Consider the following 22,490-nt stretch of genomic DNA (forward strand, 5'->3'; position numbering starts at 1 on the left):
GTTTTCTACTGATTCCCAGTCACTGAGATCACCTCACTGGTCGATCTGACCCCGCTCGACCTTCAAGGACGCCCAGCCGGCGGAAGTTTTTCCTGGGACGATTTCGGCCGACTCACGATGGAAACGGTTATTGGACGCTCTGGATCCGTCCGCGTGCAGAGGACATGGGAAGAGAATGGGAGCTTGCAATCGGACGTGCGCTCAAAAGAAATTGGAAATGATGATTACATGCGCAAGCTGGGCATGGACTTTGTCCCCTGGGCAAAGAGGCCGAATATTTCAGTGCCAGGAAGTTCCTCAAGCCCGAGCTTTCGAACAACCGTGTCTGACACTGAGATCCGCTGGGATCCCCTGGATGAAACATATCGCTTGCGAGGAGAAATCTTCTGGGGTGTCCTGAGCTCGTTCTCCCAAGATGGGCGAATGTGCACCCGCCAGGTCCTGGACGGCCAGGAAGAGGGGCCGGTCTGGGAGTGGGCGCCGTCCGGCAAGCTCGTACTTCAGGGGGTGCTCCACCACCCCTACGGACGCGTGGGCCCCTGGCACGAGTGGGACGAAACCGGCCGCCTGGCGAGCGAGACCATCTACGACGCCCTCGGCAACCACATCATCGACCGCCACTTTGACGACGCAGGCAACCTCGCCCACGAACAACACCACGAGCCCACAAGCCTCTGGACCGACCCCGACACCGGGCAGGAACGCCCCGCCCCCTGGCTCTGGTTCCGGTGCTGACAGCGACAGGAGCAACACGACCCCCGCTACCCCGCCCCAACGGGGCGCCGGGAGCAGCAAGCAACGCCATGCGGGAGCGCACGGGAGGGGGAACGGAACTCGATGCGCAAGACCAGCTCTGAGTTCTTGGATTTTCCCGAGGAAATGACCGCCTTCATGCAGGGCCACCCGTACACGGGATACAGCATGGAGGAGGACGGCGGGGAACTGCTCATCCGCTCTTTCGTGCACGGGGTTGTCGTGGGGGTGGAGTTCTCGATCGACCCCGACTCCGGATCCCTCGTCAGTTACATGAACTCCACACAGGGGGGATGCACTTTCGGGGGCCTGTATGAATGGCAAGAGGGTTGCCTGCGCGAAGAGAGGATCACTGACGACCGGGGAAGCGTGAGGGTCGTCAGAGAGTGGGATCCCGACGGCTCACTCTCCCTCGACAAGCGCAGCAGGACCGTCAGCCAGGAGAACTTGCAGCGTGACTCCGGGCGGGACTTTGTACCGTGGATCGAAACACCAAAGCTCCTGAGCGAAAGCTCGCTCGACCCGCGCAGATTCTTGTCCGGCGTGCATCCCTCCATGGTGACCTGGGATGCGCTGGACGAGAGGTTCCGTTTTTGTGGTGAAGCGTTCTGGGGACACCTCGTGTCCACGACGGGTCGGGGACGCACTCGTATGCGCCAACTCCTGGACGGCCGAGAGGAAGGCCCGGTCTGGGAATGGGCACCGTCCGGCAAACTCGTGCTCCAAGGCGTGCTCCACCACCCCTACGGACGCGTGGGCCCCTGGCACGAGTGGGACGAAACCGGCCGACTTGCGAGCGAGACTATCTACGACGCCCTGGGCAACCACATGGTCGACCGCCACTTCGACGACGCAGGCAACCTCGCCCACGAACAACACCACGAGCCCACAAGCCTCTGGGCCGACCCCGACACCGGTCGGCAACGCCCCGCACCCTGGCTCTGGTTCTGACCCACCTACGCCAATACGGTGACTCCCCCACCGAGACCAAGACCGAGAACCGAGACCGGACAGGGTCGAGGAACGCGACAGCGGGGCCGGCAGCGACCACCGGCCACCGCCCACGGTCCACCGCGAGCCCGGCAGGCAGCGGTCGAGAATGATCAACGGTCAGCGCCGATGCAGAAGACCTGAAGAGCGGCGTAGGGGCGCGGCCCTGGCCCATGCTGCGACACCCGCAGCGCCATCCCGGACGGGGGCAAGGATGCCCGGACGAGACAGCCACACGCCTCCGTGACGTCAGGAATGTCGAGGGTACAGATGATCAGAGCAGACGGCCGTGAAGTCAGCTACTCCGAAAAGGGGCTTGCCCTGTTCCATGGGGAGGAATTCACTGGCTACAGCGTCACCCACGACAGCGATTCTATCGACGTCCAGTCTTTCATCAGTGGCTTCGAATTCGGGATGTACTACGGGGTGCACCCTGAAACGGGGACGCTTACACACTTCACGCCCCTCCAGTTCGGCGGCATGACCCTGGGTGCAGAAGTGGAGTGGGATCAGCACGGTCGCGTGCGATCCGAGACCATCGCAGGGTTCGATGGATCCAACCGTGTGCTGAGGAAGTGGGGCGAAGACGGCCGGTTGCGTTCGGACCGGCGGGAGCAGGGCATTTTTTACGACCGTGCCTTCGAAGACCTGGGGCTGGGTTTTGTCCCGTGGATGCAGACCCCGAGAGCTCAGCTCGGCGATCGTGCAAAGAACTACAGCTTCGACCTCACCGCGGTGGTGCCTGAGAGCGAGCTCCGGTGGGATCCTCGCGATGAGAAGTCGCGCCTGAGGGGCGAAGCCTACTGGGGGTACCTGCTGTCCCGGACGGATCAGGGACGCACCCGCATGCGCCAGGTCCTGGACGGCCGAGACGAAGGGCCTGTCTGGGAGTGGGCACCGTCCGGAAAGCTCGTACTCCAAGGCGTGCTCCACCACCCCTACGGCCGCGTGGGTCCATGGCACGAGTGGGACGAGACCGGCCGTCTGCTGAGCGAGACCGTCTACGACGCCCTGGGCAACCGCATCATCGACCGCCACTTCGACGAGACCGGAAACCTCGCCCACGAGCAACACCACGAACCCACACACCTGTGGACCGACCCCGACACCGGACAGGAACGTCCCGCGCCCTGGCTCTGGTTCTGAAGGATCTACGGATCTGGGGAGCTACGAGACCGACCGACCACGGCATCACGGCATCGACGTCCGCCACCCGGAACGCCCCATGCCCCCGAGACGCCAGTTTCGGTAGGCCCTTCCTGCTCACGCGAGCCTCACCGCCAGGACGCCCCGTCCACTCGCGGGCACCGGCTGCTGAAGAGGCGTCGCCTCCCGGGAGCGCTCGCCCACAGGTGCGCCCCAACCTCTCGCGGAGCTCCCCACTGGGTACATGTCGCCTTCTCGTCGTGCTCAGCCATGGGGGCGTGCCCGCCTCTCGCGACGCCGACCCATGAGGACGCCCTGTGTGGAGCGCGAGCGCCGGCAGGTGCCACAGACGAAGCGCAAAGACCGAACCCCACACACAACCCGCAGGTGACCCCGCCTCCACCGCGACAACTCTCCTCGGCGCGGCCACGAGACCCTGACCACGCACGCCGGCCGCATACCCGGTACCCGAACATCCGACCCGAAACGCGCTGGTATCTTCGCTGCTGGTCCATTGGGTCGAGGCACCGAGGCCGAGGGAGGCCGAGGACCGCAACGCTGCACCCCCGCCCGCTCCCCGAACCGCCCCACGGACCCACGGGCCCACGGGCCCACGGGCCCACGGGCCGACAGGCCCACGGACCACTGGCCCGCAGGCCCGCCTACCCGCAGCCCCACACCCCGACCCGAACCGACCCGCCGCCCGGACCGAGGACGCAGGAAGACCCCACGCATGGCCGAGCTCAAGTACTTCACCGGTTCGATGAACTCGGGCAAGAGCACCATGGCTCTCCAGGAACACCACTCCCGCGGGGGTCAGGGCGTGCTCTACACCAAGCAGGACCGGGCCGGCTCGGGGATCATCTCCTCACGGCTGGGGCTCAAGGCGACCGCCGCCGAGGTCGGGGATGATCTGGACCTCTACGACGACATCGCGGAACGCAACGTGCCGTACGTGATCATGGACGAGGCGCAGTTCCTGTCGCACAAGCAGGTGGGGCAGCTGGCCGGGGTCGTCGACGGGATGAAGATCGACGTGTACTGCTACGGGATCCTCACGGACTTCCAGGGGCAGCTCTTCCCCGGGTCGAAGAGGTTGGTGGAGCTCGCGGACAAGATAGAGGTCCTGCCGGTCTACGCCCGCTGCTGGTGCGGGAACCGGGCCACGCACAACGCGCGTGTGGTGGATGGGGTGATGGTGTACCGGGGCGAGCAGGTGCACATCGGCGGGAACGAGTCGTACACGACCCTGTGCAGGCACCACTTCATGGCTGGCGTGGCCTGAGGGCAGAACGGACGTTACTCCGGGATCAGAGAAAAGAACTCACGGTCCAGCCGCGCCCTGAACTCATTCGCTTCAGCGTTATACGATCCCAGTGAGACATCATCTGTGGATGACATCGTCATCTGATACACAGCACTTCTCTGCTGAACAACTACTACATACATAGTTCCGGAGCCACTCTCCGGCGTACCGTAGAAGTAGGTCGCTTCATCGCCGAGCGGGGATTCTCCCGTGTCCTGCACCTCACCCAGCTCAGGCTCTGCCGTATTCATCCACTCGTCATACGACTGGGACGCCAGTTCCTCGCGATCATCTTGAGGTGCGTAGATGACCGCCTCATACTCGAACGTAAAATCCCACGAAGCAGTTGAGTCAACACCCGACGGGGTCATGCCACCGGAGCACTCGTCAGAGCGCACAAGGTCGTTGTCGCCTGGTTCCCCTCCATCGAGGGATGAGTCATCGATGCTTCCGGGGTTCTCGGACCACTCAACGCGCCCCTGGCCCTCGTTCTCGACGATCCCACACATGTCGAACAGGTCTGACTCGAACTCCTCGCGAGGGGTGTCAGGTGGCTGGGGCGCGTACTGAGCCCCTTCATTGGAGTCCACCCCGGAGGAGAAGGAGGAGAACACCGTATTCAGCACCCAGGCAATGACACCGAACACCGCGAAGGCCGCAAGAGTTCCGCATCCGAACATCGCGAGCGCGGCTTTCCACCCGTGCAGCCCCTGCTTGACCGGCGTCTTCTCCCCAGGGTTCTCGTGCTTCTCATCCGTCTCAGTCACGATTAACCCTGCGCCTCCAGCTGCGACTTCACATCGGGGTGTTCGAGCGGGCGGGTGAATCCCATGATGTCCGCACGATTGGGGTCATCGTACTCGCGCACGGCGATCGGCCCACAGTTGGTGCACCAGGCCTCGACCATGAGCCCATCACCGACAACCATTCCGAGGTGACCAGGCCCCGGAGGCTCCCCCTCACGCTGAACATCGAAAAAGACCAGGTCACCAGGTTGTTCCTCGCCTTCGTCGATCTCGGGGCCGAACTCCCATTGATCTTGCGAAACACGAGGGATCGTCACCCCGATGCTCTCGTAGGCCTTCATCACCAGGCCGGAGCAGTCGTAGCCTTCCGGGCCGGTGCCGCCCCAGATGTACGGAAGTCCGCGCTGGTCAAGAGCCCAGTCCACGACCGCCTGAGAGAGTTCGTCCGGGGCGGTACCGATCGGTTCCCCGTCTTCGTCCAGCTCGCATTCCACCGCTGACTGACTGGGGTCCGAGGTAGTGAAGTCCCCTTCGGCATAACGATCGGCCCATTCGAGCACGTCGTCCACGTACCACCAGGCGTGGTTGTAGCCGTAGATCGCTTGACGCACGTCGTCCTCGATCCCGTGCGCGATCAGGTAATCGGCAGCAGCGGGGATGGCGTCGGCCGGGTCGTAGACGTTGACGACCCCGTCGTCATTGCCGTCGACCCCGTACCCCTCTTCGGGGCGGTCCTCGACATCCTGGATCGGCTCTCCGCCCCAACTGTTGCCGGCCGCTGATCCGTCCAGAGAGCCGAACTGCATCGGGCCGGCCGCGCCCCAGTCGTTGTGTCCCTCGGTGATCCCGGGCCCTTCCCAACGGCCGTGATGGGACTCCACTTGCCCGACCCCGGCGAGCACGTTCCAGGGGATGCCCCGGTCTTCCCCCGCCTCCTTGTAGAGCTCGAGATAGTTCTCTGGGATGGAGTCGTTGGCGTATCCACTGGCATCCGGCTGCTGCGTCTCGACATCTTCGGAGCAGATCATTCCGAGGCCCATCAGGGCGGCCAGCTGCTGCTGGGTCTGGGTGATGAACGTAGTCACCAGCAGGAGCGCAACCGTGACCGCAGCGGCAGCCACTGCAACGACCACACCAACCCATGTCAGGGCAGTCCCACGACGGGCGTGCTCTGCTCTACGGGCGGCGAAGAGGGGGTTCAAGGTAGAGGTCACTCCTCCCCGTGTTGTCCGGCCTCGGCGGGCTGGAAGTCGTGTACCTGCCACCCCTGGCCTTCGCTGGTCACGGTCACCGCGAACTCACCCAGGTCTTCGTCGAAGCCGGAGTCGGCGGTCTCGGTGATGGACTGCACCTCGACCACGAAGGTGATCGAGTCGCCGCCGTACGTCCGCACTGACTCGACCTCAGCCCGCCCTTCGGCAACCGCTCCGGCCTCGGACCCTTCCTCCCAGAAGGCGCCGGCCCGGGTGTTCTCGGAGAGCACGTCGGCGTACTCATCGGTGGCGAGCTCCTCCATGCCGGCGAAGTAGACCTCCGGGTCCTCGTTGTAGTCGATGGTCCCGTAGGCCTCGCCGAATTCCCGGGCCTTAGCACCAGCGGCGAGAAGCTCGTCCTCGCTGAAGGGGAACCAGTCGAGAACGTCGATGTCTTCTTCCCCCGTGGTCGGTATCGGGCTCGGTTCGACCGTCGAGAAGCCGTCAGGCGACTCAGCGGTCCCTTGCCCTTCTCGCCCACCCTGTTCGTCTTCCGGGGCAGCTTGTTCTTCTCCGTCGTCACCGAATCCAGAGACGAAGAAGTACACCCCGAACGCGATCAGGGCGACGATCAGCGCGATGATGACCCTGCGCTGCGCCTGTTCTGAGAGTGGGTTCGGCATGGGTCGAGGATTTCATCCGTCAGTCGTCGTTCAGCCAGAAGGGGACGTCACGCTTACGGTCCCGGGTTCCGCCGGAACCGCCTTCGCCCCAGAAGGGGGTGATCGGGGCGTTGTCGTTCCGCTTATTGGAGCCGGTCAGCCAGCTTCCTTCCCCGTCACCACGCTTGGAGGGAGCGGCCGGAGCCTGCCTGGGCTGGCGTGGCGGTGCCTTGCGCTCACGCTTCTCTCGGGGCGCTCCCCAACGGGAGCTCTGCCCACCGAGCGCGCCCTGAGGCGGGGTGTCCTCTCGGCCCTGGAAAATGCCCCGGCCACTCCCCGGGGCGGGACGTTCGGCAGCAGCAGCTCGGCCCCCGCCCGCTGGTACACCGCCGACGAATCCGCCGCCGCTTCCCTCATTGCTCCTGGAACCATCAGAGCGGCCTCCGGGGGCCGTCCCGAAGACGCCGCCCCAACCGCTGTCACCGGTTCCGGTGTAACCACCGCTGGGGCGAGGCGGAATGGAGGAGCCTTGCGATCCCCGGAGGTTGGGCGCTTCCTCCGTACTCCTGCCCCCGGGACCGGGGCCGGGACGCGGACCCCCGCCCCCGGAACCGCCGTTGCGGTTGACGTTCAGGGGAGGCGGAGCGTCGTTGCCACGCACGCGGCCGTATCCGCCACGTGCGCGGGCGCGCGCAGGTTCGCGGTCCGGCGTGGGGGCGTCGTCCTGAGGCACCGGCTGGTCCGTGCCGTTCCCCGCGGGCGTTCCAGCAGCGCCGGCAGCAAGCTGCGGAGCCCGACGACGGCCCCAGTTCTGCGCCCTGGCGTAGGCCACCGGGGGGAGAACAGCCGCGCTCCGGCCCAGCGCCTGGCTCTGCGCTGCGTCACTGACCACACGTGAGGTGAAGCTGTTGGCGTTGACCGAGCTGAACAGGTGCGCGAAGGGCTTCCGGTAGATGAAGAGTGCCAGCGTGAACAAGGCAAGCAGGATCATCTGAAGACCCCAGCCCAAGTTGCTCGACATGATCATCCCGTAAGCCATCACCAACAACGAGATCAGCATGACGATAAAAATCTGCTTGAGCAGAAGTCCGACTATGAGTTCCAACCAACGCAGAAGGACCATCCGGCCGTAGCCAGGATGGATACCAATCAGGAAGAATATTGGAGCCAAGAGAAAAAGAAGGAGAAACGCTATCTTCAGGACAATCAGCGCGACAGACGCAGCAAGAATCAATCCTCCAGCGAAGATTGACGAAAAGAGAGCAAGCGAGGCAACCCCGATACGACTCCCCGGATCTTCACCGGAGAACAGGGGATAGACGCTGGCATAGTTCTCTTCGATATCACCGGCAATATCTGAATAGGAATCTTGCTTATCACTCATGAGCTCAACTGCATCGACCTCTTCGTCGATGATCTGCTGCTGCTCAACACGAGTAATACCTTGAGCTGCCATCAGGTCCGTGCCATGCGCGAATTCAGCAGAGCGCGCCTCAACACCACTACCGAACTGGCCTGCAACCCACGGTTGACACACCAGGCTTGACCACAACATGTCAGCGTTCCGACGCACCTGGTAGTCGGCTTCCGACTCCCAGTCAGCTCGCTCCGCCTGCTGGGCATTTGCAGGACAGACGCCCGCCCCTGAGCTTTGATTGGGTATCTGCCCTACGGCGCTGGTAACGAGCTGGGTCCCAGAGTTCACCAGGCTGTTCGCAAGGCCCATGACTGTCGCAGGCTGGACAAGGATCCACATCCCCATAGCCGTAGCCAGAATCATCCAGAGGGAGGATTCGAGCGTGAGTGTCATGCGCCGTTTGATGAGGCCATACCAGCCCAGCCAGATGGTTCCCAGAATAATCAACGTTGGGATCAGTGGACGCCAAACACCATCCCGGAGGGCCGCCACACCGTCCTCCACCATCTCCGTGAGACTACTGAGAAGTCCATCTGACGTGGCCGCCTGATAGACCGTAATGGTGGACTGATTAATAGTCTTGGAAAGATCCCAAGCTGTATTTGAAAGTGTAGCCTGGGCCCCCTCAGAAATCCCATCGATGCACGTTTCCGTGATCATGTGCCACTGAGTTCCAGCAGTGCCATATTGGCCATACATACTGGAATCCGGGGGCAGGCCTTCCGGAGAGTTGTCGATCGCGTCCTGGGACTGAGGAGGCACCAATAGCCCGTCAGAGCCCACACCAGCTGACTCCGGCAAGGGCGCCGGCTCTCCCGGGCACATCTCGTCCAAGGGGTTCGCCTGGGCCCCGGTGATCGGCAACAGCAGGAACCCGGCGCTGAGGAGAAGCATCATCACCACGCGTCGCCAGCTCCGCTTCGGGCCGTGCTGATGCGTCGTCATCTACTGGCTCCCGCGTCGTGTTCGTGCCGAGGGTTCATCGGAAGGTCGTCGGAAGACGGGTGACACCGGGTTCCATTCGAGCGCACAACAACAATGAGCTCGTTCAGCTCAATGAGCTCAGCGCTCGAACCTCAGACCCCCGCATGTCTCTACCCCATCCTCCATGGTGCTCCATCCGGGGGTCGCGGGTTGTTCGCAACGCGACGGGTTTTGCGCCCGAGCAGGCAATCCGGGCATCCGGAGCGTGACCATGCGTCGCACCTGTCACTATTTCCGCAGGTAGTGGACGTGCCCGGTCACCCGGAACTGCGGTGGAACATGAGGACACAATTTGCTGACCGTCCAGGGAGTATGGTCGGCATCACATCCACTTTCCGCTTGAAAGTTGGACATTCGGCCATCATTCGGACTTCGCGGGGGTCGGGGTCTCACCTTCCGTGGAGTCCCGAGAGCACATTGTCGCAGGACCGAAACGGTCCTACACGGGCGAGGCAAACACCGTGCACGGCGGTCTTGCAACCCCTCCCACCCCGGAGTCGTGGAGGGCTCTGGGAGCCGGCCCGGAACCCAGGAGGCCGCGCCGGCCGCTTCGGCGGTCGGACCGCTCCGGCGGCTCCGGCCGCCTGAGCCCGCACGTGCGCCCTGCCGCCGTCCTCTGTCGGCCCTTTGCGGGGCCGCTGTCGGCAGAGTGGGGCACGAGCGTTGTGCGCCGAGGCCTGCCGACCGGGGGAGCGAAGCGTGGGGTGTGGGGCGTGGGGGATGCGACGTGGGGCGAAGATCTAGCGCCGGCGGCGAGTGCCGGCCCAAGGCCGCCGGGCTCCCCCCTTCTGGCCCACTGTCTTGGTTGGACCGAGGCCTGTTCTGCGCGCACCCGGCCGCGGCATACTGGGGCCGCGCACACCCGACCAGGACCCGACCACGAACTGAGGCCACGTGTTGTCCGGGGCTGCACAACTTGCAGAAATCTCGGTTGCCCGTCGGTAGGACCGCAGCTCAGGAAGAGTGCTCCCCGCGCACGCGGGGATGGCCCGCGGATCTCTTCGAGCAGCTCCTGTTCAAGACCGTGCTCCCCGCGCACGCGGGGATGGCCCCCGACGGGGGTCGAACCCGTGTCCGTCGGCGTGGTGCTCCCCGCTCACGCGGGGGTGGCCCCACCTGGCCCAGGAGGAGCTCATCGCCGCCTTCGTGTCTCCCCGCGCACGCGGGGGTGGTCCCGCCGCTGCTGACCCCCTGGTGGTGTCCGGCACGTGCTCCCCGCGCACGCGGGGATGGTCCCCCGACGTGCGGGTACCCGAACTGGCCGACCGAGTGCTCCCCGCGCACGCGGGGATGGTCCTGGCCTGGTCGGCGGGTGTCTGGATCATCTCGGGTACTCCCCGCGCACGCGGGGGTGGTCCCGCCACCACGAAGAAAGACGCCGTCATGGCGCTGTGCTCCCCGCGCACGCGGGGGTGGTCCCCGGGAGCCGGATGACGAGGAACAGTCCGTGCTGTGCTCCCCTCGCACACGGGGGTGGTCCCGTCGCCAAACTCATGACGACGTGCCCGTGACCGTGCTCCCCGCGTACGCGGGGATGGGTGGCCTCAAGCACGCTGGGAAGGACGGGACGCGCGCCGAAGGCGCCCCGCTTGACGCCACTGGGACAGTCGGCGACGAACGAGCAGCTGCGCGCGGAAGCTCGGTCTACTCGGAAGGCAGGACGTAGACGCCCTTACCGTTCACGATTCGCACGTAGCCGCGCTCCGCCAAGAGCGCCGTGGTCTTGCGGATCGTGCCACGTGCGACGCCGAATTCCTGCTCAAGCTGCGTGAGACTCGGAATCGGGCTGAGCACTCGGTAGTCACCACGTTCGATCCGCGCGACGAGAACCGCTGCGAGCTGCAGCCACACCGGGTCAGGACCGCTCACCAGCTCGCTCTCGGGGCCGTAGCCGCTCGGAATGCTCGCTTCTCCCATGCGTCAGAGATTGGCACCGTGCGTCAGGGCGGCCAAGTCGAGCCTGTGGATGACAACACAGGCACGGCCGATGGATGGGGCAGACACACTCCTCCCGGGGCGCGCAGCGCCCCTCCAGCTCGCCAGCGATCTGACACGCCCCTGCCCACAGAGGGGGTACTCCCGGCATACTGGGCCCGTGAACGCTTACCTCTGCCCCTGCATTGGAACTTCGAGCCACGTGTTATCCGGGCATGCACAACTTGCAGAAATCCCGGTTACCCGCCGGTAGAACCGCAGGACAGGAAGAGTGCTCCCCGCGCACGCGGGGGTGGTCCCTCCAGGTGGGCGACCAGGGCCCGCAGCCCCGGGTGCTCCCCGCGCACGCGGGGGTGGTCCCCGCTGACACGGTCACGACAGGTTCCGGGTTCGGTGCTCCCCGCGCACGCGGGGGTGGCCCCGGTCCGGGCTTCTTGTCGTTGGGCATGTTGCCGTGCTCCCCGCGCACGCGGGGGTGGTCCCGCTCCAGCCACGGCTGGAACCAGCCCATCGCTGTGCTCCCCGCGCACGCGGGGATGGTCCCCCTACCCAGGACCCTTGGATGGAGGCCTGGTTGTGCTCCCCGCGCACGCGGGGATGGCCCTTCGAGGCGGCCGGAATAGACCCACCGCCAACACGGGTCGAGTGTTCATGGACGGCACACGCGAGCCGGGCGCGTAGCGACCCTCATCGATGCACTTCTCCAGCTCATCGGCGATCTGACGCCATCGCGGCGCGTCCTCTCGAAACTCCACAAGGAGCAAGGGGAGCGCTACTCGGCCCGCGGGATGCCCCGAGGCGAGGACCGCAGGGCAGTTGCCCCGCGAGCAGAGCTCAGTCTCCGGAAGGCTCTGCGATGAACGTTCCCTTGCCGTGAACGGAGACGACAACGCCGCGCTCCCTGAGCTCCTTCATGGCACGCCGAACCGTCATGTAAGAAACCCCGTAACTCTCGGCGAGCTCACGCTCCGGCGGGAGTCGCGATCCCGGTCTGAGCTTGCCGGTGTCAACCGCAGCGGAGATGTGGTCAGCCACAGCCATGTAGCGCAGCCCTGGACCGTCGGCTGGGATCTTCGGTACGTCCTCTTCGTGCATGCGAGCACGCTAGACCTAAGATGACCTACTAAAAGGAAAGGAAAGCTATGCAGAGCTATGCTTTCTCCTGTAGAGTCAAGACTTCATAAATGAAGGCGGCCCCGCGACGCTGGCACGTCCGGGGCCCGGACAACGCTGTGAAGGAGCGCTGTCGTGAAGCACCTTATCCATATGTTGTACGGACTGTTGCGGCTGGTCCGGCCAAGCTGCGGCGTCCATATCTCTCCCCTGGGATATGTCCGGGAGTTGGTTGGCGAGCTCCAGCGCCGCCCCCGTCGGGCCCGTCGCGTACGCCGCTACGCCGAGCGCATCCCCGCAGCAACCATCACTCCCGTCCCCGGTTCCGAATCCGGGGGCGAGGGGGACGAGGTCGAACCCGCGACCGGGGAGAGCCCGTGGCTCCCTGCCCCGGAACCCTCCGCTCCAGCGCTCTACGGAGCGCGGGTTCCCGCACCACGACTCCCCGCGCCACGGCGCCCTTCCGACGCTGCGCCGGAGCCCTCGCCGGTTCCGCGGTCGTCGCTCACATCGGGCTTCGGTCCGGGGCCGCAGGTTCCTGACAGCGTCAACGTGTCCGTGCCGGCCGCGATCGTGCGCGGACGCTGCTTCGTGACCGGGCGCGCCACCGGCGCCCGCCCGGTCGAGAGCCGACAGCTGGCACTCGCGGTGCTGTGCGCGCTCGCCGACCAGGACCGTGCTGCGCAGCTGCGCCCCACTGGTCCGGGTGCCCCGGGCGCCTTGGGCGCCTTGGGCGCCTCCGGTGTACCGGGCTCCCCGGGATCCCCGCACTCCGTCCGCGCCGAGCGCTCTGTTGCGCGCAAGCGACCTGTTCCGACAGAAGCATTCGTGATGGCGGAGGCGGCCTGATGATGGACATCCACACCGCTCAGTTCCTGGACGCCGTCTGCGAAGCGCTGGATGTCGAACCCGGGCCGCACCCGGTCGCCGACTTCCTCCTCGTACGCGGACTGCGCCGCCGGACCAACGCCGTACGCGAAGCCCTCGCCCTCCTGCAACGCGACGGCGACGCCGAAGAGGCCCTCGAACTCCTCGACCACGCCCTGTCGGAGCCGCGCGTGCCCGGCCGCGTGAGCGACTGCGGCCTCATCGATCCCGGACCGCGCCGGGGGCCGAGCCTGGGTTCGGAGACGGACTCGGGGCCGGGTTCAGGGCCGGGCTCGGGGGCGCTCTCTGGGCCGGACTCACCCTCGGGTTCGTGCTCGGGCTCGGGCCCGGGGTCGGGCTCACGCTCGACCGAGGACCAGTCCCCGCACCCTCTCCCCCGACCACGTCCGTGGCCAGGGCTGTGACCGAGGCTGTGACCCGAGGTCTTGGCCCATGGCCGTGAGCCCGCCACCTGGGGTCACACCGTGAGCCGGTGACGCCGGGCGCGGTCGAGGAGCCGGGGCCTGTTCCTTCGGGGACAGGCCCCGGCATACTGGGCCTGTGAACGCCTACCCCCGCCCCAGCATTGGAACTTCGACCCACGTGTTATCCGGATATGCACAACTTGCAGAAATCTCGGTTACCCCTCGGTAGGACCGCAGGTCAGGGAGAGTGCTCCCCGCGCACGCGGGGGTGGTCCCGCCTCGGACGTGAGGAGATCATCGACGGGGCGGTGCTCCCCGCGCACGCGGGGATGGTCCGTCCACACAGTGGTAGTCGACACCGGTGATGAAGTGCTCCCCGCGCGCGCGGGGATGGTCCCTCCGGCCGCGCCGCGCACATCACCCCCGGCCTGCGCTCCCCGCACGCGCGGGGATGGTCCGATGGGGGTGAGGGTCTCGTTGCCCTGCTCGTCGTGCTCCCCGCACGCGCGGGGATGGCCCGCGGTACGCCCCAGGACGCCCCGGACCCCCGGAACCGTCGCGGAACCCAGCGGCGAACCTCAGTCGCCGGCCTCAGCGGCGACCCAGAAGGGGCACTTCAGTCCCCCGGGTCGGCGACGATCTCCCGTAGCGCCTGCACATGCGCGCGGTACGCCTTCTGCCCCTTCCTCGTCAGCGCGAGCCAGGCCCGACGGGAGTCCGCCGAGAAACGGTTCTGCGTCACGTATCCGGCGTCGACGAGCGCCGTGATCTGTTTGCTGAGCGCCGAGGGGCTCAGGCCGAGCTCCTCCTTGAGCACGGCCGTCTCCACCGTCGTTCCCGCGGCGAGCATCGCGCAGATCCGCAAGCGATGCGTGGGATGGATGACCGGGTCGAGCTGCCCCTTCATCGGCGGGTGCTCCTGTGGTGCACGATCGATCCGATGCCGTAGCTGGCCGACGTGCCGGCCGCGCAAACCACGGCGATCCAGATGGGTCCACCCGATTGTGCGACGAGCATCGCCGTGACCAGGAACAGGGTCGCGATCGCTACGGCCGAGAGGAACCCACGACTGGTCGGAAACGCAAAGGGGGTGCCCATCCGTCGTCCCGCCCAAGCGTTGAGGAACACGACAGCGAACACCAGCGCCAGCCAGACCCCGACACTGAACGGGTCCGGAAGCAACGGGGCCAGAGCCAGCGCCCCCAGGAGCACCGCGTTCGCGGGGTAGAGCCACGTGGGCCACGGGCGGTCCCGCACGGCGCGTTCGGCGTTGGCTACGGCTTCGAGGTCGGAAGCTGCGCTGTCGGGGTCGGGGTCGGGATCGGGGCCCGGGGCCGGATTCTGGTTCGATCCCGGGTTCGAGTTCGGGCGCGGGTTCGAGTTCGGGTCGGGTCCGATAGTTTCCATGCAGGAAACTGTATTGGGTAGTTTCCATGGTGGCAACTACTTTTGCTGGACCTCCTGGCGCCACCGGCATCCGGCATCGGCATACGTGACCGCCGGCCGGCGTGCTCGGTGCTGGTCCGGGGCGGGGCGGCATGTCGCGGGGGCGGTGGCACTACCCCGGGCGCAGCCCTCAGGGGGCAGCCCCCAGGGGGGGCAAGGCACCGGAGTCGGAGGTCGGCGGTCGAGGCCGGTTCCGTGAAGTCGGATCCGGCATACTGGGCCCGTGAACGCCTACCCCCGCCTCCGTATTGGAACTTCGACCCGCGTGTTATCCGGATATGCACAACTTGCAGAAATCCCGGTTACCCGTCGGTAGGACCGTAGGTCAGAAAGAGTGCTCCCCGCGCACGCGGGGATGGTCCCCGCATGTGTGCCGACCTTCAGGGTTGGAGTTGGTGCTCCCCGCGCACGCGGGGATGGTCCCAGCCCTTGTTGGGTCCGGGGCCAGGGGTCGTAGTGCTCCCCGCGCACGCGGGGATGGTCCCAGGTATCGGCGGTCGGGCATTTCATCCTCCATGTGCTCCCCGCGCGCGGGGATGGTCCCGCCGTTACGGTCGGCGTCACTTCCCCCCTTCTGTGCTCCCCGCACGCGCGGGGATGGTCCCAGCGACAGCCAACGTGCGGGGCACTGCCCGGAAAGGTCGCGACCCTGTGTGCTCCCCGCACGCGCGGGGATGGTCCCCAGTACGCCTGGAGCTCGTCGAGAGCCTCCTCGTGACGCCCCGCACGCGCGGGGATGGTCCCTGCACTTCTTCAGGATCGTTGCCACAGGGGACGTGCTCCCCGCGCACGCGGGGATGGTCCCTGCATGCGCAGAAGTCGGGTCTCGTCGAGCGGGTGCTCCCCGCGCACGCGGGGATGGCCCCAGGTGGGAGCCTTCTCCCTGAACTCATTACAGGTGCTCCCCGCGCATGCGGGGATGGGCGCTCCCCGTTCTGCGCGCCGCGTTCTGCGGCGCGCGTTCCGCCGCACGCGCTTCCGACTTCGCCTCCCGCACCCGTGATCCGCCCCGGCGTTCCACGTCCGCGTTCCACCACCGAGTTCCACCCCCACGTTCCTCCTCGGACACCCAGCGCACACAGCAGAGCGCCGCCGGTACTGACCCACCCCCGCCATGCATCCCACCGGCCCCAAGAGGAAACATGGAAGGAACCTCTCGGCTCTGCCGTACGTCCCAGTCGCAGAGCCGGAACGGCCAGGCGCGAACTCTCGAACCTTTCGACACTCGACCCCCTGGACCCTCGATCTCTTGGCCTCTCGACCACGTGATCTCTCGGTCCCGACCCCCTGTCCTCGACCTCGAATCCGAACCTCGGTCTCGAGCCTCGGCCTCGGGCCTCGCTCCCCAGCCGAGCCCCGCCCGAGTCACAAGTCCCGAGTCCCGTCCCTCGACCCCCTAACCACGAGAGGCCCGGATGACCTCCGACGAGAACCCTCGCGATCCGCAGGGCGCGCCTGGCCCGCAGGGACCGCAGGAGCGGCAACAGCAAGAGCCGCACGATCCGAAGGAGCCGAAGGAGCCGCAGCAACCGAAGAGCGATCCGGGAGATCCGGAAGATCCGGGAGATGCGGACGCACCGGATGCGCAGAGCGCGCGGGACGCTCAAGCCGCGGAAGGCGCGCACGGCGGGCACGAAGCGCAGGACGCTGAACACGCCGAGCACGCTGAGGACGCGCACAATGACTCGGCCGAGCAGCCGCCCCAGACCTGGTCCTCCCCTCCGAACGGGGGCGGGGAGTACCGGGATTCGGGGCGGCTGACTCGGCCGGCTGGGCTCTCTTCGGGGGCGAAGGGGACGGAGACGCCTCAGGGATCGCAAGGCTCGCCGGGGCCGCAGGGGTCGCCGGGGCCGGAAAATTCCCAGGGCGCGGAAGGGTCCACGGGGTCGGAGCAGCCGCATGGGGGCCAGCAGGCCGACGGCGCTCGATGGTCCGAGCAGTCGGGGCAGTCCGGGTCCGATCCAGCCGATCCGACCGGTCACCCTGAGCAGTCGTGGTCGACCGAGCCGGCCTCACAGGCCGCACAAGACGCGCAGAACGCGCGGTCCGAGCCGTCCGGGCAGCCCGGGAAGCCCGACCAGTCCGGCCCTCCCCGGTTCCCTGTCTCCACCTGGCTCGTGACGCTCATCGGCTCGACCGTGTACGCGGTGGCGCAGACGCTGATCCTGGCGTTGACGGCGCCGATCGTCACGCTCGGGGGCATGAGCGGGAGCCTGGGCCTGACGGTGGGGGCGCCGTTGGTGGGCACGGCGCTGGCGGCGTTCATGTTCTGGGCGTTCCGGCACATGCTCGTGTCCGCCCGCTTCCCGCGTCCGACCGCGGCGATGGTGCTGTTCACCGCGATCGTGCTGGCGGGCTTCGTCGGCAGCATGGCCGTGCCGATGCTGCTCGGTTTCGGGGAGTCCGCGGACGGGATGCTCACCGCGGGGGTGCTGGCGACGCCGTTGTCGGCGCTGGTGATGCTGGTGTCCCGTCGGGGGCGGGGTCGGAACGAAGGCCGGGTCCGAGGCCGAGGCCGAGGCCGAGGCCGGGGCCAGGACCAGGGCCGGGACGGGGATCCGGTTCCGGAAGGGGACTCGGTTCGGGAAACGGACTCGGCGCGAGCCCAGGACCGGACCCAGGAACAGGACCGGACCCAGGAACGGGACCGGGACCGGGCACGGGTGCAGGTGCGCTGGGCGGCTGCGGTCGCGGCGGTGGTGATGCTCGTCGCCGGTGTCCTGGTGTGGAACCGGGGCGAGTCTCAGGTCGAGTCGATGGCCGAGGAGCAGCGGCAGATCAACCTCCAGCACGAGGACGAGGCCGCGGTGTTGGACGTGGAGGGGTGGGAGCCCTTCCGGTCCGAGATCAACGATGCGATGCACGAGGGCGAGGGTGACGAAGAGGACTGGCTGTCCGTGTTCACCGTCTTCTACCAGGACGGGGACGGCGGGTACCTGCGTAGCGCCACGTGGGCGGACGAGCGCACCGCCGAGGATCCGGACGCGGTGCTGCGCGCGTGGTGCGACGACGAGGGCTCGTACTGCGAGGAGTTGCAGGTGGACGGTGAAGGCGCGGACGGCACCGAAGGTGCCGACAGCACGGATGGTCCCGGCGACACGGTGATCGCGCAGTGGCACGTCGATGATTCGGAGCCGCTCGTGGGCTCTGAGGAGGACCCCGAAGACGGCTCTGAGAGTTCTGAGGGCTCTGCGGGCTCGGAGGGTTCTGAGGGCTCCGTGGACGTCGAGGAGCTCGGTGCCCCGCAGTCGGTGCGGTACGAGTACGAGCCCGGCCGGGTGGTGTACCTGGGTCCGTGGACGGACGAGCCGGACCGTTCGCAGAACGGCGGGTCCGGAGGGCCCGAGGGCGCCCAGGAATCCGACGGCTCCGGAGGGGCCGAAGAATCGGACGGGACTGAAGCGTCCCCCGACAGCGGCACGACGCTCGGGCACGCGGACTTCGACGCGCAGGAGCTGGCGGAGTTGGTCACGCACGTGCGTCCGGCTGACGACCAGGGCCTCGTCGACCTGGCGTACCTCACCGTGGAGTACTTCCGCTCGCCGGAGGATGCCCTCACCGGGGACTGAGTGTTGGGGATTGGGCTATGGCCCGCGGGGCTCGGGGCCGGGGTGGAGGCTCGGATCTCAGGTCCCGGGGATCGGGACCTCGGGCCTCGGGCCTCGGGACCCGGCCTCGATATCGAGCTCGGGATGAGGGCCAGGCGTGCGCATGCGTAGGCCTGCGTAGGCCTACGCACACCCGCGCACGCCTCCTCACGCCTCTCGCCTCAGGCGTGCCCCCACGTGTGCGGCCCGGCATCCGTCTCGGGCGTGCGGCCTCACGGGCTCGGGAGGCCCAGAGGGCCCGGCGGTCCCAGCGGTCCCAGCGGTGCGCCTTCCTGTACGCACCGGGGCCTGACCCACGGGCACGGGTTCCCGGCATACTGGGGCCTGTGACCGCTTACCCCTCTCCTTGCACCTGTCCCTGTACTGGAACTACGACCCACGTGTTATCCGGACATGCACAAGTTGCAGATTTCCGGGTTACCCGCGGGTAGACATGCAGGTCAGGAAGAGTGCTCCCCGCGCACGCGGGGATGGTTCCCGTTTGCCTGAGAGCTTATTGGAGATGTTGGGTGTGCTCCCCGCACGCGCGGGGATGGCCCCGTCGAGAGGACCCAGTCGGCGCTGCGGTAGAGGTGCTCCCCGCGCACGCGGGGGTGGTCCTCCCTAGAGTTTTAGAGCCACGCCTGGCACATGGTGCTCCCCGCACGCGCGGGGATGGCCCAGATCCGGTCTCCGGAGAGCATGAACCGCTCCGTGTGCTCCCCGCGCACGCGGGGATGGCCCGTCCACGACGCGGGCGGCTTCCTCGATGTGCATGTGCTCCCCGCGCACGCGGGGATGGTCCTGTTGTGGCCGTCCCAGTGCTCGTCCCAGTCGGGTGCTCCCCGCGCATGCGGGGATGGTCCCTGTGGGCTCACGCGCGGCCAGGGCCTCGGCCAGTGCTCCCCGCGCACGCGGGGGTGGTCCCCGGGTGGTCGGCCTGACCACCGCGCAGAACGCCGTGCTCCCCGCACGCGCGGGGATGGCCCCCCGGTGCGCGCCGACCACGCCACGGTGTCCCGGTGCCCCCGCACGCGCGGGGATGGCCCCCGGACCGCACCTGAGATCTCGGCCAGCCGGTGGTGCCCCCCGCGCACGCGGGGGTGGTCCCCCGCTGGTCCGCCCGACCCCCGCGCAGCACGCCGTGCTCCCCGCACGCGCGGGGATGGCCCCCGGACCGCACCGGAGATCTCGGCCAGCCGGTGGTGCCCCCCGCGCACGCGGGGATGGCCCCGGGCCGCCGGCTCGCGCCAGTACCTCGTGGGCGTGCTCCCCGCGCACGCGGGGATGGCCCCTCGGCCTCGGCGTCAGTGGTGGCCTGCTCGATGTGCTCCCCGCGCACGCGGGGGTGGCCCCTGGCGGAAACCCACCTCGCCCGGGCTCATGGGGTGCTCCCCGCGCACGCGGGGATGGTCCCGGGAACAGCTTGCGCGGCATCAGCCGCCGGGTGTGCTCCCCGCGCACGCGGGGGTGATCCCGTGCTGCTGGGCGCCGACATTGTCGCCCGGCTGTGCTCCCCGCACGCGCGGGGATGGCCCCGCGTCCCACTCATCACGGGTGAAGACCAAGGGGTACTCCCCGAGCACGCGGGGATACTCCCGAGCACCCCTGGTGCCGTGTCAAGCAACGCTTGACCTGCCCTCACCTGCATTTCTGAGACGATCGTCGAAGGAGTCCGGTGCGCTCGCCCAGCCCCGTCACCGGACCGGACGGCGAAGACATCGAGACGGTCGACGAAGCTGCAGGAGCAGCCATGGCGAAGCTGATCTACGCGTCGAACATGTCGCTCGACGGCTACACCGAGACCGCAGACGGCGCCTTCGACTGGGCTCCGCCGGATGACGAAGTCTTCGCCTCCATCACCGAGATCATGCGGTCCGCGGGCACGTATCTCTACGGGCGGCGCATGTACGAGACGCTGGCCGTGTGGGAGACCGATCCGACCCTGGCCGCGCTCTCCGACCTCACGGCCGACTACGCGAGCGCTTGGCAGGCGGCGGACAAGATCGTCTACTCCACGACCCTGGCCGCAGCGGACACATCCGCAACGTCGGCCACACCGGCCGCTCCGGCTACGCCGGCCGCGCCCGCCACTCCGGCCGCTCCGGCTACGCCGGTCGCACCGTCCACCGCGAACACTCGGCTCGAACGCCGCTTCGACCCCGACGCGGTGCGCGACCTGAAGGCCGCCGCCGGCAGGGACCTCTTGATCGGTGGCCCGAACCTGGCCGCACAGGCTCTCGCCACCGGACTGGTCGACGAGCTGGCCCTGTTCGTCTGGCCGGTCCTCCTCGGCGGACGCAACCGCGCACTGCCGACGGACACTCGCGCCGACCTCGAACTCATCGAGGAACGCCGGTTCAGCAGCGGAGTCATGCACCTGCGATACCGCGTGCAGTAATTCAGTAATTCAACAGCTCAGTAGCGCAGTAGTTCTGTAGGCCAGTAGCGACGCAGAAGGTACGGCAGGCGTGGCAGGTGCGGGGCACAGAGCGCACAAGGCGCAGGCACGGAGCGCGGAAGGCGCAGGAGCCTCAGGGGGACGCGGGGGCGCCGGAGACGCGGCAGATGTGGGAACCGCCGGAGGCGCACGAGGCACTGGACCCGCCCCTATCGTCCATGCCGGAACGCTACTGTTGCCCGAACATGAGCGACCTCCTCGGGATCAACCATCTGACTCTGACCACGATCGACCTCGACCGGCTCGTGGCGTACTACACGGGGTTGCTCGGAGCGGAGCTCGCCTTCGAGCGCGCAGCGACCTCTTCCGAACCTCGCTTTGCGGTCGTCGACGTCGGCGGGAACGACCACCTGATGATCGTCGAGACCGGCATGTCCGCCCCTTCGGCCCCTTCCGCTCCTTCCGCCCCTCCCGCCGACTCTGACCTCGATCCCCCGAGCTCTCGACCCCCCGGTCCTCCCGAGCCCGCAGCCGCTCAAGCCACTGGTCCTCTCAGAACTCCCGATCCTCACAGCCCTCTAGGCCCGCACGGTCCTCACGGCCCTCCCGACCCTCTTGCTCCTCTTGATCCCGTGGGCAGGGCGGGATGGGGGCTCCGAGTGGCGACGTATGCGGAGCTGTGCGAGGTCCGGGAAAGGATCCTGGACGCCGGGCTGCCGGCCGGGCCGATCGAGACCCTGCCGACGCAGTGGACGATGACGGTCCGCGACCCCGACGGGCGCCCCGTGGACGTGCGGGCGCACCGGGATCGCGGAGCGACGGCGTAGCCGTCCCCGGCTCCCCCGGCGGGCCGGGCGGGCGGAGCGGGCGGTCCAGCGGCCGGCACACGACGCCCGGAGGCAGAGCGGCAAGGCGGCAACGCCGCTTCCCAGCTCGCCGGATCCCTGTCCGCCTGGCCCGAACCCGTTGGCGTTAGCCGTTAGGCCTTCGGCGTTCGGCATACTGGGCCACGTGGCCACACCCTCTGGCCCCCGATCCACCCGTTACCCGCACCAGCACAACTTGCAGACCTCCGGGTTACCCGCGGGCAGCCATGCAGGTCAGGAAGGGTGCTCCCCGCTCACGCGGGGATGGTCCGTAGTGGAGGTGGATCGTCTTGAAGCTCTCCGGGTACTCCCCGCGCACGCGGGGATGGCCCCCACACCGCCCCCCACACCGAGTAGAGCGCCTCGTGCTCCCCGCGCACGCGGGGGTGGTCCCGCGCTCTGCAGCAGCGCGTTGGCCGAGTAGTCGTGCTCCCCGCGCGTGCGGGGATGGCCTCTCAAGAGCGAACCTGATGTAGGGCTCCTCCGGTGCTCCCCGCGCACGCGGGGGTGGCCCCATCTGCTGGGTGGTGGCCTTGATGATGAGCTCGTGCCTCCCCGCGCACGCGGGGGTGGCCCTTCCCGGCCCTTCGTCATGTCGGGGCACGGTAGGTGCTCCCCGCGCACGCGGGGGTGACCCCGCGACCGGGAGACCG

The 22,490-nt window shown here is 67.7% G+C and carries 17 protein-coding genes and 1 CRISPR repeat array; of the genes, 9 read left to right on the plus strand and 8 right to left on the minus strand.

From position 1 onward, the window contains the following. The first annotated feature begins 423 nt into the window (after nt 1–423). The 4 genes from IDM40_RS15605 to IDM40_RS15620 all read left to right on the plus strand — a co-directional run bounded on the left by IDM40_RS15605 (nt 424) and on the right by IDM40_RS15620 (nt 4,174). Nucleotides 424–735, plus strand: coding sequence for a toxin-antitoxin system YwqK family antitoxin (locus IDM40_RS15605; protein WP_235997641.1), 312 nt, complete (start codon nt 424–426; stop codon nt 733–735). Nucleotides 736–837: 102 nt separating this feature from the next. After that, entirely contained in the window at nt 838–1,704 is an 867-nt protein-coding gene (locus IDM40_RS27905) for a toxin-antitoxin system YwqK family antitoxin (protein ID WP_216630878.1), read from the plus strand. A gap of 309 nt (nt 1,705–2,013) precedes the next feature. Then, a complete protein-coding gene (locus tag IDM40_RS28225) occupies nt 2,014–2,889 on the plus strand; it encodes a toxin-antitoxin system YwqK family antitoxin (protein WP_235997642.1) in 876 nt (291 codons plus the stop codon). A 733-nt stretch (nt 2,890–3,622) separates the two neighbouring features. Next, nucleotides 3,623–4,174, plus strand: a complete 552-nt coding sequence (locus tag IDM40_RS15620; RefSeq protein ID WP_193122743.1) for a thymidine kinase — start codon at nt 3,623–3,625, stop codon at nt 4,172–4,174. 14 nt (nt 4,175–4,188) lie between these two features. On the opposite strand, the gene IDM40_RS15625 is transcribed toward IDM40_RS15620, so the two are convergent. The 6 genes from IDM40_RS15625 to IDM40_RS15650 form a co-directional block, all read right to left on the minus strand. Next, a complete protein-coding gene (locus IDM40_RS15625; protein WP_193122744.1) occupies nt 4,189–4,962 on the minus strand; it encodes a hypothetical protein in 774 nt (257 codons plus the stop codon). Nucleotides 4,963–4,964: 2 nt separating this feature from the next. After that, nucleotides 4,965–6,143 (minus strand): C40 family peptidase, encoded by a 1,179-nt coding sequence (locus IDM40_RS15630; RefSeq protein ID WP_216630879.1) that lies wholly within the window; start codon nt 6,141–6,143, stop codon nt 4,965–4,967. A gap of 8 nt (nt 6,144–6,151) precedes the next feature. Next, the gene (locus tag IDM40_RS15635; RefSeq protein ID WP_193122746.1) at nt 6,152–6,817 is read right to left on the minus strand and encodes a hypothetical protein; all 666 of its coding nucleotides are present in this window, start codon (nt 6,815–6,817) and stop codon (nt 6,152–6,154) included. A gap of 19 nt (nt 6,818–6,836) precedes the next feature. After that, nucleotides 6,837–9,158 (minus strand): type IV secretion system protein, encoded by a 2,322-nt coding sequence (locus IDM40_RS15640; RefSeq protein WP_235997643.1) that lies wholly within the window; start codon nt 9,156–9,158, stop codon nt 6,837–6,839. Nucleotides 9,159–10,841: 1,683 nt separating this feature from the next. Beyond that, nucleotides 10,842–11,114: a GntR family transcriptional regulator gene (locus IDM40_RS15645; RefSeq protein ID WP_193122747.1), complete on the minus strand. Its 273-nt coding sequence runs from the start codon at nt 11,112–11,114 to the stop codon at nt 10,842–10,844. 289 nt (nt 11,115–11,403) lie between these two features. Next, a CRISPR array of direct repeats spans nt 11,404–11,733; the repeat unit is 25 nt; unit sequence GTGCTCCCCGCGCACGCGGGGGTGG. Between the two features lie 233 nt (nt 11,734–11,966). Further along, complete coding sequence (locus tag IDM40_RS15650) at nt 11,967–12,227, minus strand: GntR family transcriptional regulator (protein ID WP_235997644.1); 261 nt, start codon at nt 12,225–12,227, stop codon at nt 11,967–11,969. 570 nt (nt 12,228–12,797) lie between these two features. On the opposite strand from IDM40_RS15650, the gene IDM40_RS15655 reads away from it, so the two are divergent. Both IDM40_RS15655 and IDM40_RS28230 read left to right on the plus strand, forming a co-directional pair. Then, nucleotides 12,798–13,094 (plus strand): hypothetical protein, encoded by a 297-nt coding sequence (locus IDM40_RS15655; RefSeq protein WP_193122748.1) that lies wholly within the window; start codon nt 12,798–12,800, stop codon nt 13,092–13,094. Next, nucleotides 13,094–13,537 (plus strand): hypothetical protein, encoded by a 444-nt coding sequence (locus IDM40_RS28230; RefSeq protein WP_235997645.1) that lies wholly within the window; start codon nt 13,094–13,096, stop codon nt 13,535–13,537. Before IDM40_RS15655 ends, IDM40_RS28230 begins: the two co-directional genes overlap by 1 nt. Before the next feature lie 616 nt (nt 13,538–14,153). Here the strand turns inward: IDM40_RS28230 and IDM40_RS15665 are convergent. Then, nucleotides 14,154–14,444: a transcriptional regulator gene (locus tag IDM40_RS15665; RefSeq protein WP_193122749.1), complete on the minus strand. Its 291-nt coding sequence runs from the start codon at nt 14,442–14,444 to the stop codon at nt 14,154–14,156. Beyond that, nucleotides 14,441–14,944 carry a hypothetical protein gene (locus IDM40_RS15670; protein ID WP_193122750.1) on the minus strand — a complete coding sequence of 168 codons (504 nt, stop codon included), beginning with the start codon at nt 14,942–14,944 and terminating at the stop codon, nt 14,441–14,443. The genes IDM40_RS15665 and IDM40_RS15670 overlap by 4 nt, the downstream gene beginning before the upstream one ends. A 2,156-nt stretch (nt 14,945–17,100) precedes the next feature. On the opposite strand from IDM40_RS15670, the gene IDM40_RS28235 reads away from it, so the two are divergent. From IDM40_RS28235 to IDM40_RS15685, 3 genes are all read left to right on the plus strand, one after another. Next, nucleotides 17,101–18,552 (plus strand): voltage-gated chloride channel family protein, encoded by a 1,452-nt coding sequence (locus IDM40_RS28235; RefSeq protein ID WP_328807033.1) that lies wholly within the window; start codon nt 17,101–17,103, stop codon nt 18,550–18,552. 1,771 nt (nt 18,553–20,323) lie between these two features. Next, nucleotides 20,324–20,971, plus strand: coding sequence for a dihydrofolate reductase family protein (locus IDM40_RS15680; RefSeq protein ID WP_193122751.1), 648 nt, complete (start codon nt 20,324–20,326; stop codon nt 20,969–20,971). 245 nt (nt 20,972–21,216) lie between these two features. After that, nucleotides 21,217–21,798 (plus strand): VOC family protein, encoded by a 582-nt coding sequence (locus tag IDM40_RS15685; protein ID WP_193122752.1) that lies wholly within the window; start codon nt 21,217–21,219, stop codon nt 21,796–21,798. Nucleotides 21,799–22,490 lie beyond the last annotated feature (692 nt).

The organism is Nocardiopsis coralli, assembly GCF_014892575.1.
Classification (GTDB): domain Bacteria; phylum Actinomycetota; class Actinomycetes; order Streptosporangiales; family Streptosporangiaceae; genus Nocardiopsis; species Nocardiopsis coralli.

Bases quoted from the DNA above. Each gene is read 5' to 3' on its own strand.
- IDM40_RS15680 (WP_193122751.1), top strand. From the start codon at position 20,324: ATGGCGAAGCTGATCTACGCGTCGAACATGTCGCTCGACGGCTACACC.
- IDM40_RS15685 (WP_193122752.1), top strand. From the start codon at position 21,217: ATGAGCGACCTCCTCGGGATCAACCATCTGACTCTGACCACGATCGAC.
- IDM40_RS15620 (WP_193122743.1), top strand. From the start codon at position 3,623: ATGGCCGAGCTCAAGTACTTCACCGGTTCGATGAACTCGGGCAAGAGC.
- IDM40_RS28225 (WP_235997642.1), top strand. From the start codon at position 2,014: ATGATCAGAGCAGACGGCCGTGAAGTCAGCTACTCCGAAAAGGGGCTT.
- IDM40_RS15640 (WP_235997643.1), bottom strand. From the start codon at position 9,158: ATGACGACGCATCAGCACGGCCCGAAGCGGAGCTGGCGACGCGTGGTG.
- IDM40_RS27905 (WP_216630878.1), top strand. From the start codon at position 838: ATGCGCAAGACCAGCTCTGAGTTCTTGGATTTTCCCGAGGAAATGACC.
- IDM40_RS15605 (WP_235997641.1), top strand. From the start codon at position 424: ATGTGCACCCGCCAGGTCCTGGACGGCCAGGAAGAGGGGCCGGTCTGG.
- IDM40_RS15650 (WP_235997644.1), bottom strand. From the start codon at position 12,227: ATGCACGAAGAGGACGTACCGAAGATCCCAGCCGACGGTCCAGGGCTG.
- IDM40_RS15670 (WP_193122750.1), bottom strand. From the start codon at position 14,944: ATGGAAACTATCGGACCCGACCCGAACTCGAACCCGCGCCCGAACTCG.
- IDM40_RS15665 (WP_193122749.1), bottom strand. From the start codon at position 14,444: ATGAAGGGGCAGCTCGACCCGGTCATCCATCCCACGCATCGCTTGCGG.
- IDM40_RS15635 (WP_193122746.1), bottom strand. From the start codon at position 6,817: ATGCCGAACCCACTCTCAGAACAGGCGCAGCGCAGGGTCATCATCGCG.
- IDM40_RS15645 (WP_193122747.1), bottom strand. From the start codon at position 11,114: ATGGGAGAAGCGAGCATTCCGAGCGGCTACGGCCCCGAGAGCGAGCTG.
- IDM40_RS28230 (WP_235997645.1), top strand. From the start codon at position 13,094: ATGATGGACATCCACACCGCTCAGTTCCTGGACGCCGTCTGCGAAGCG.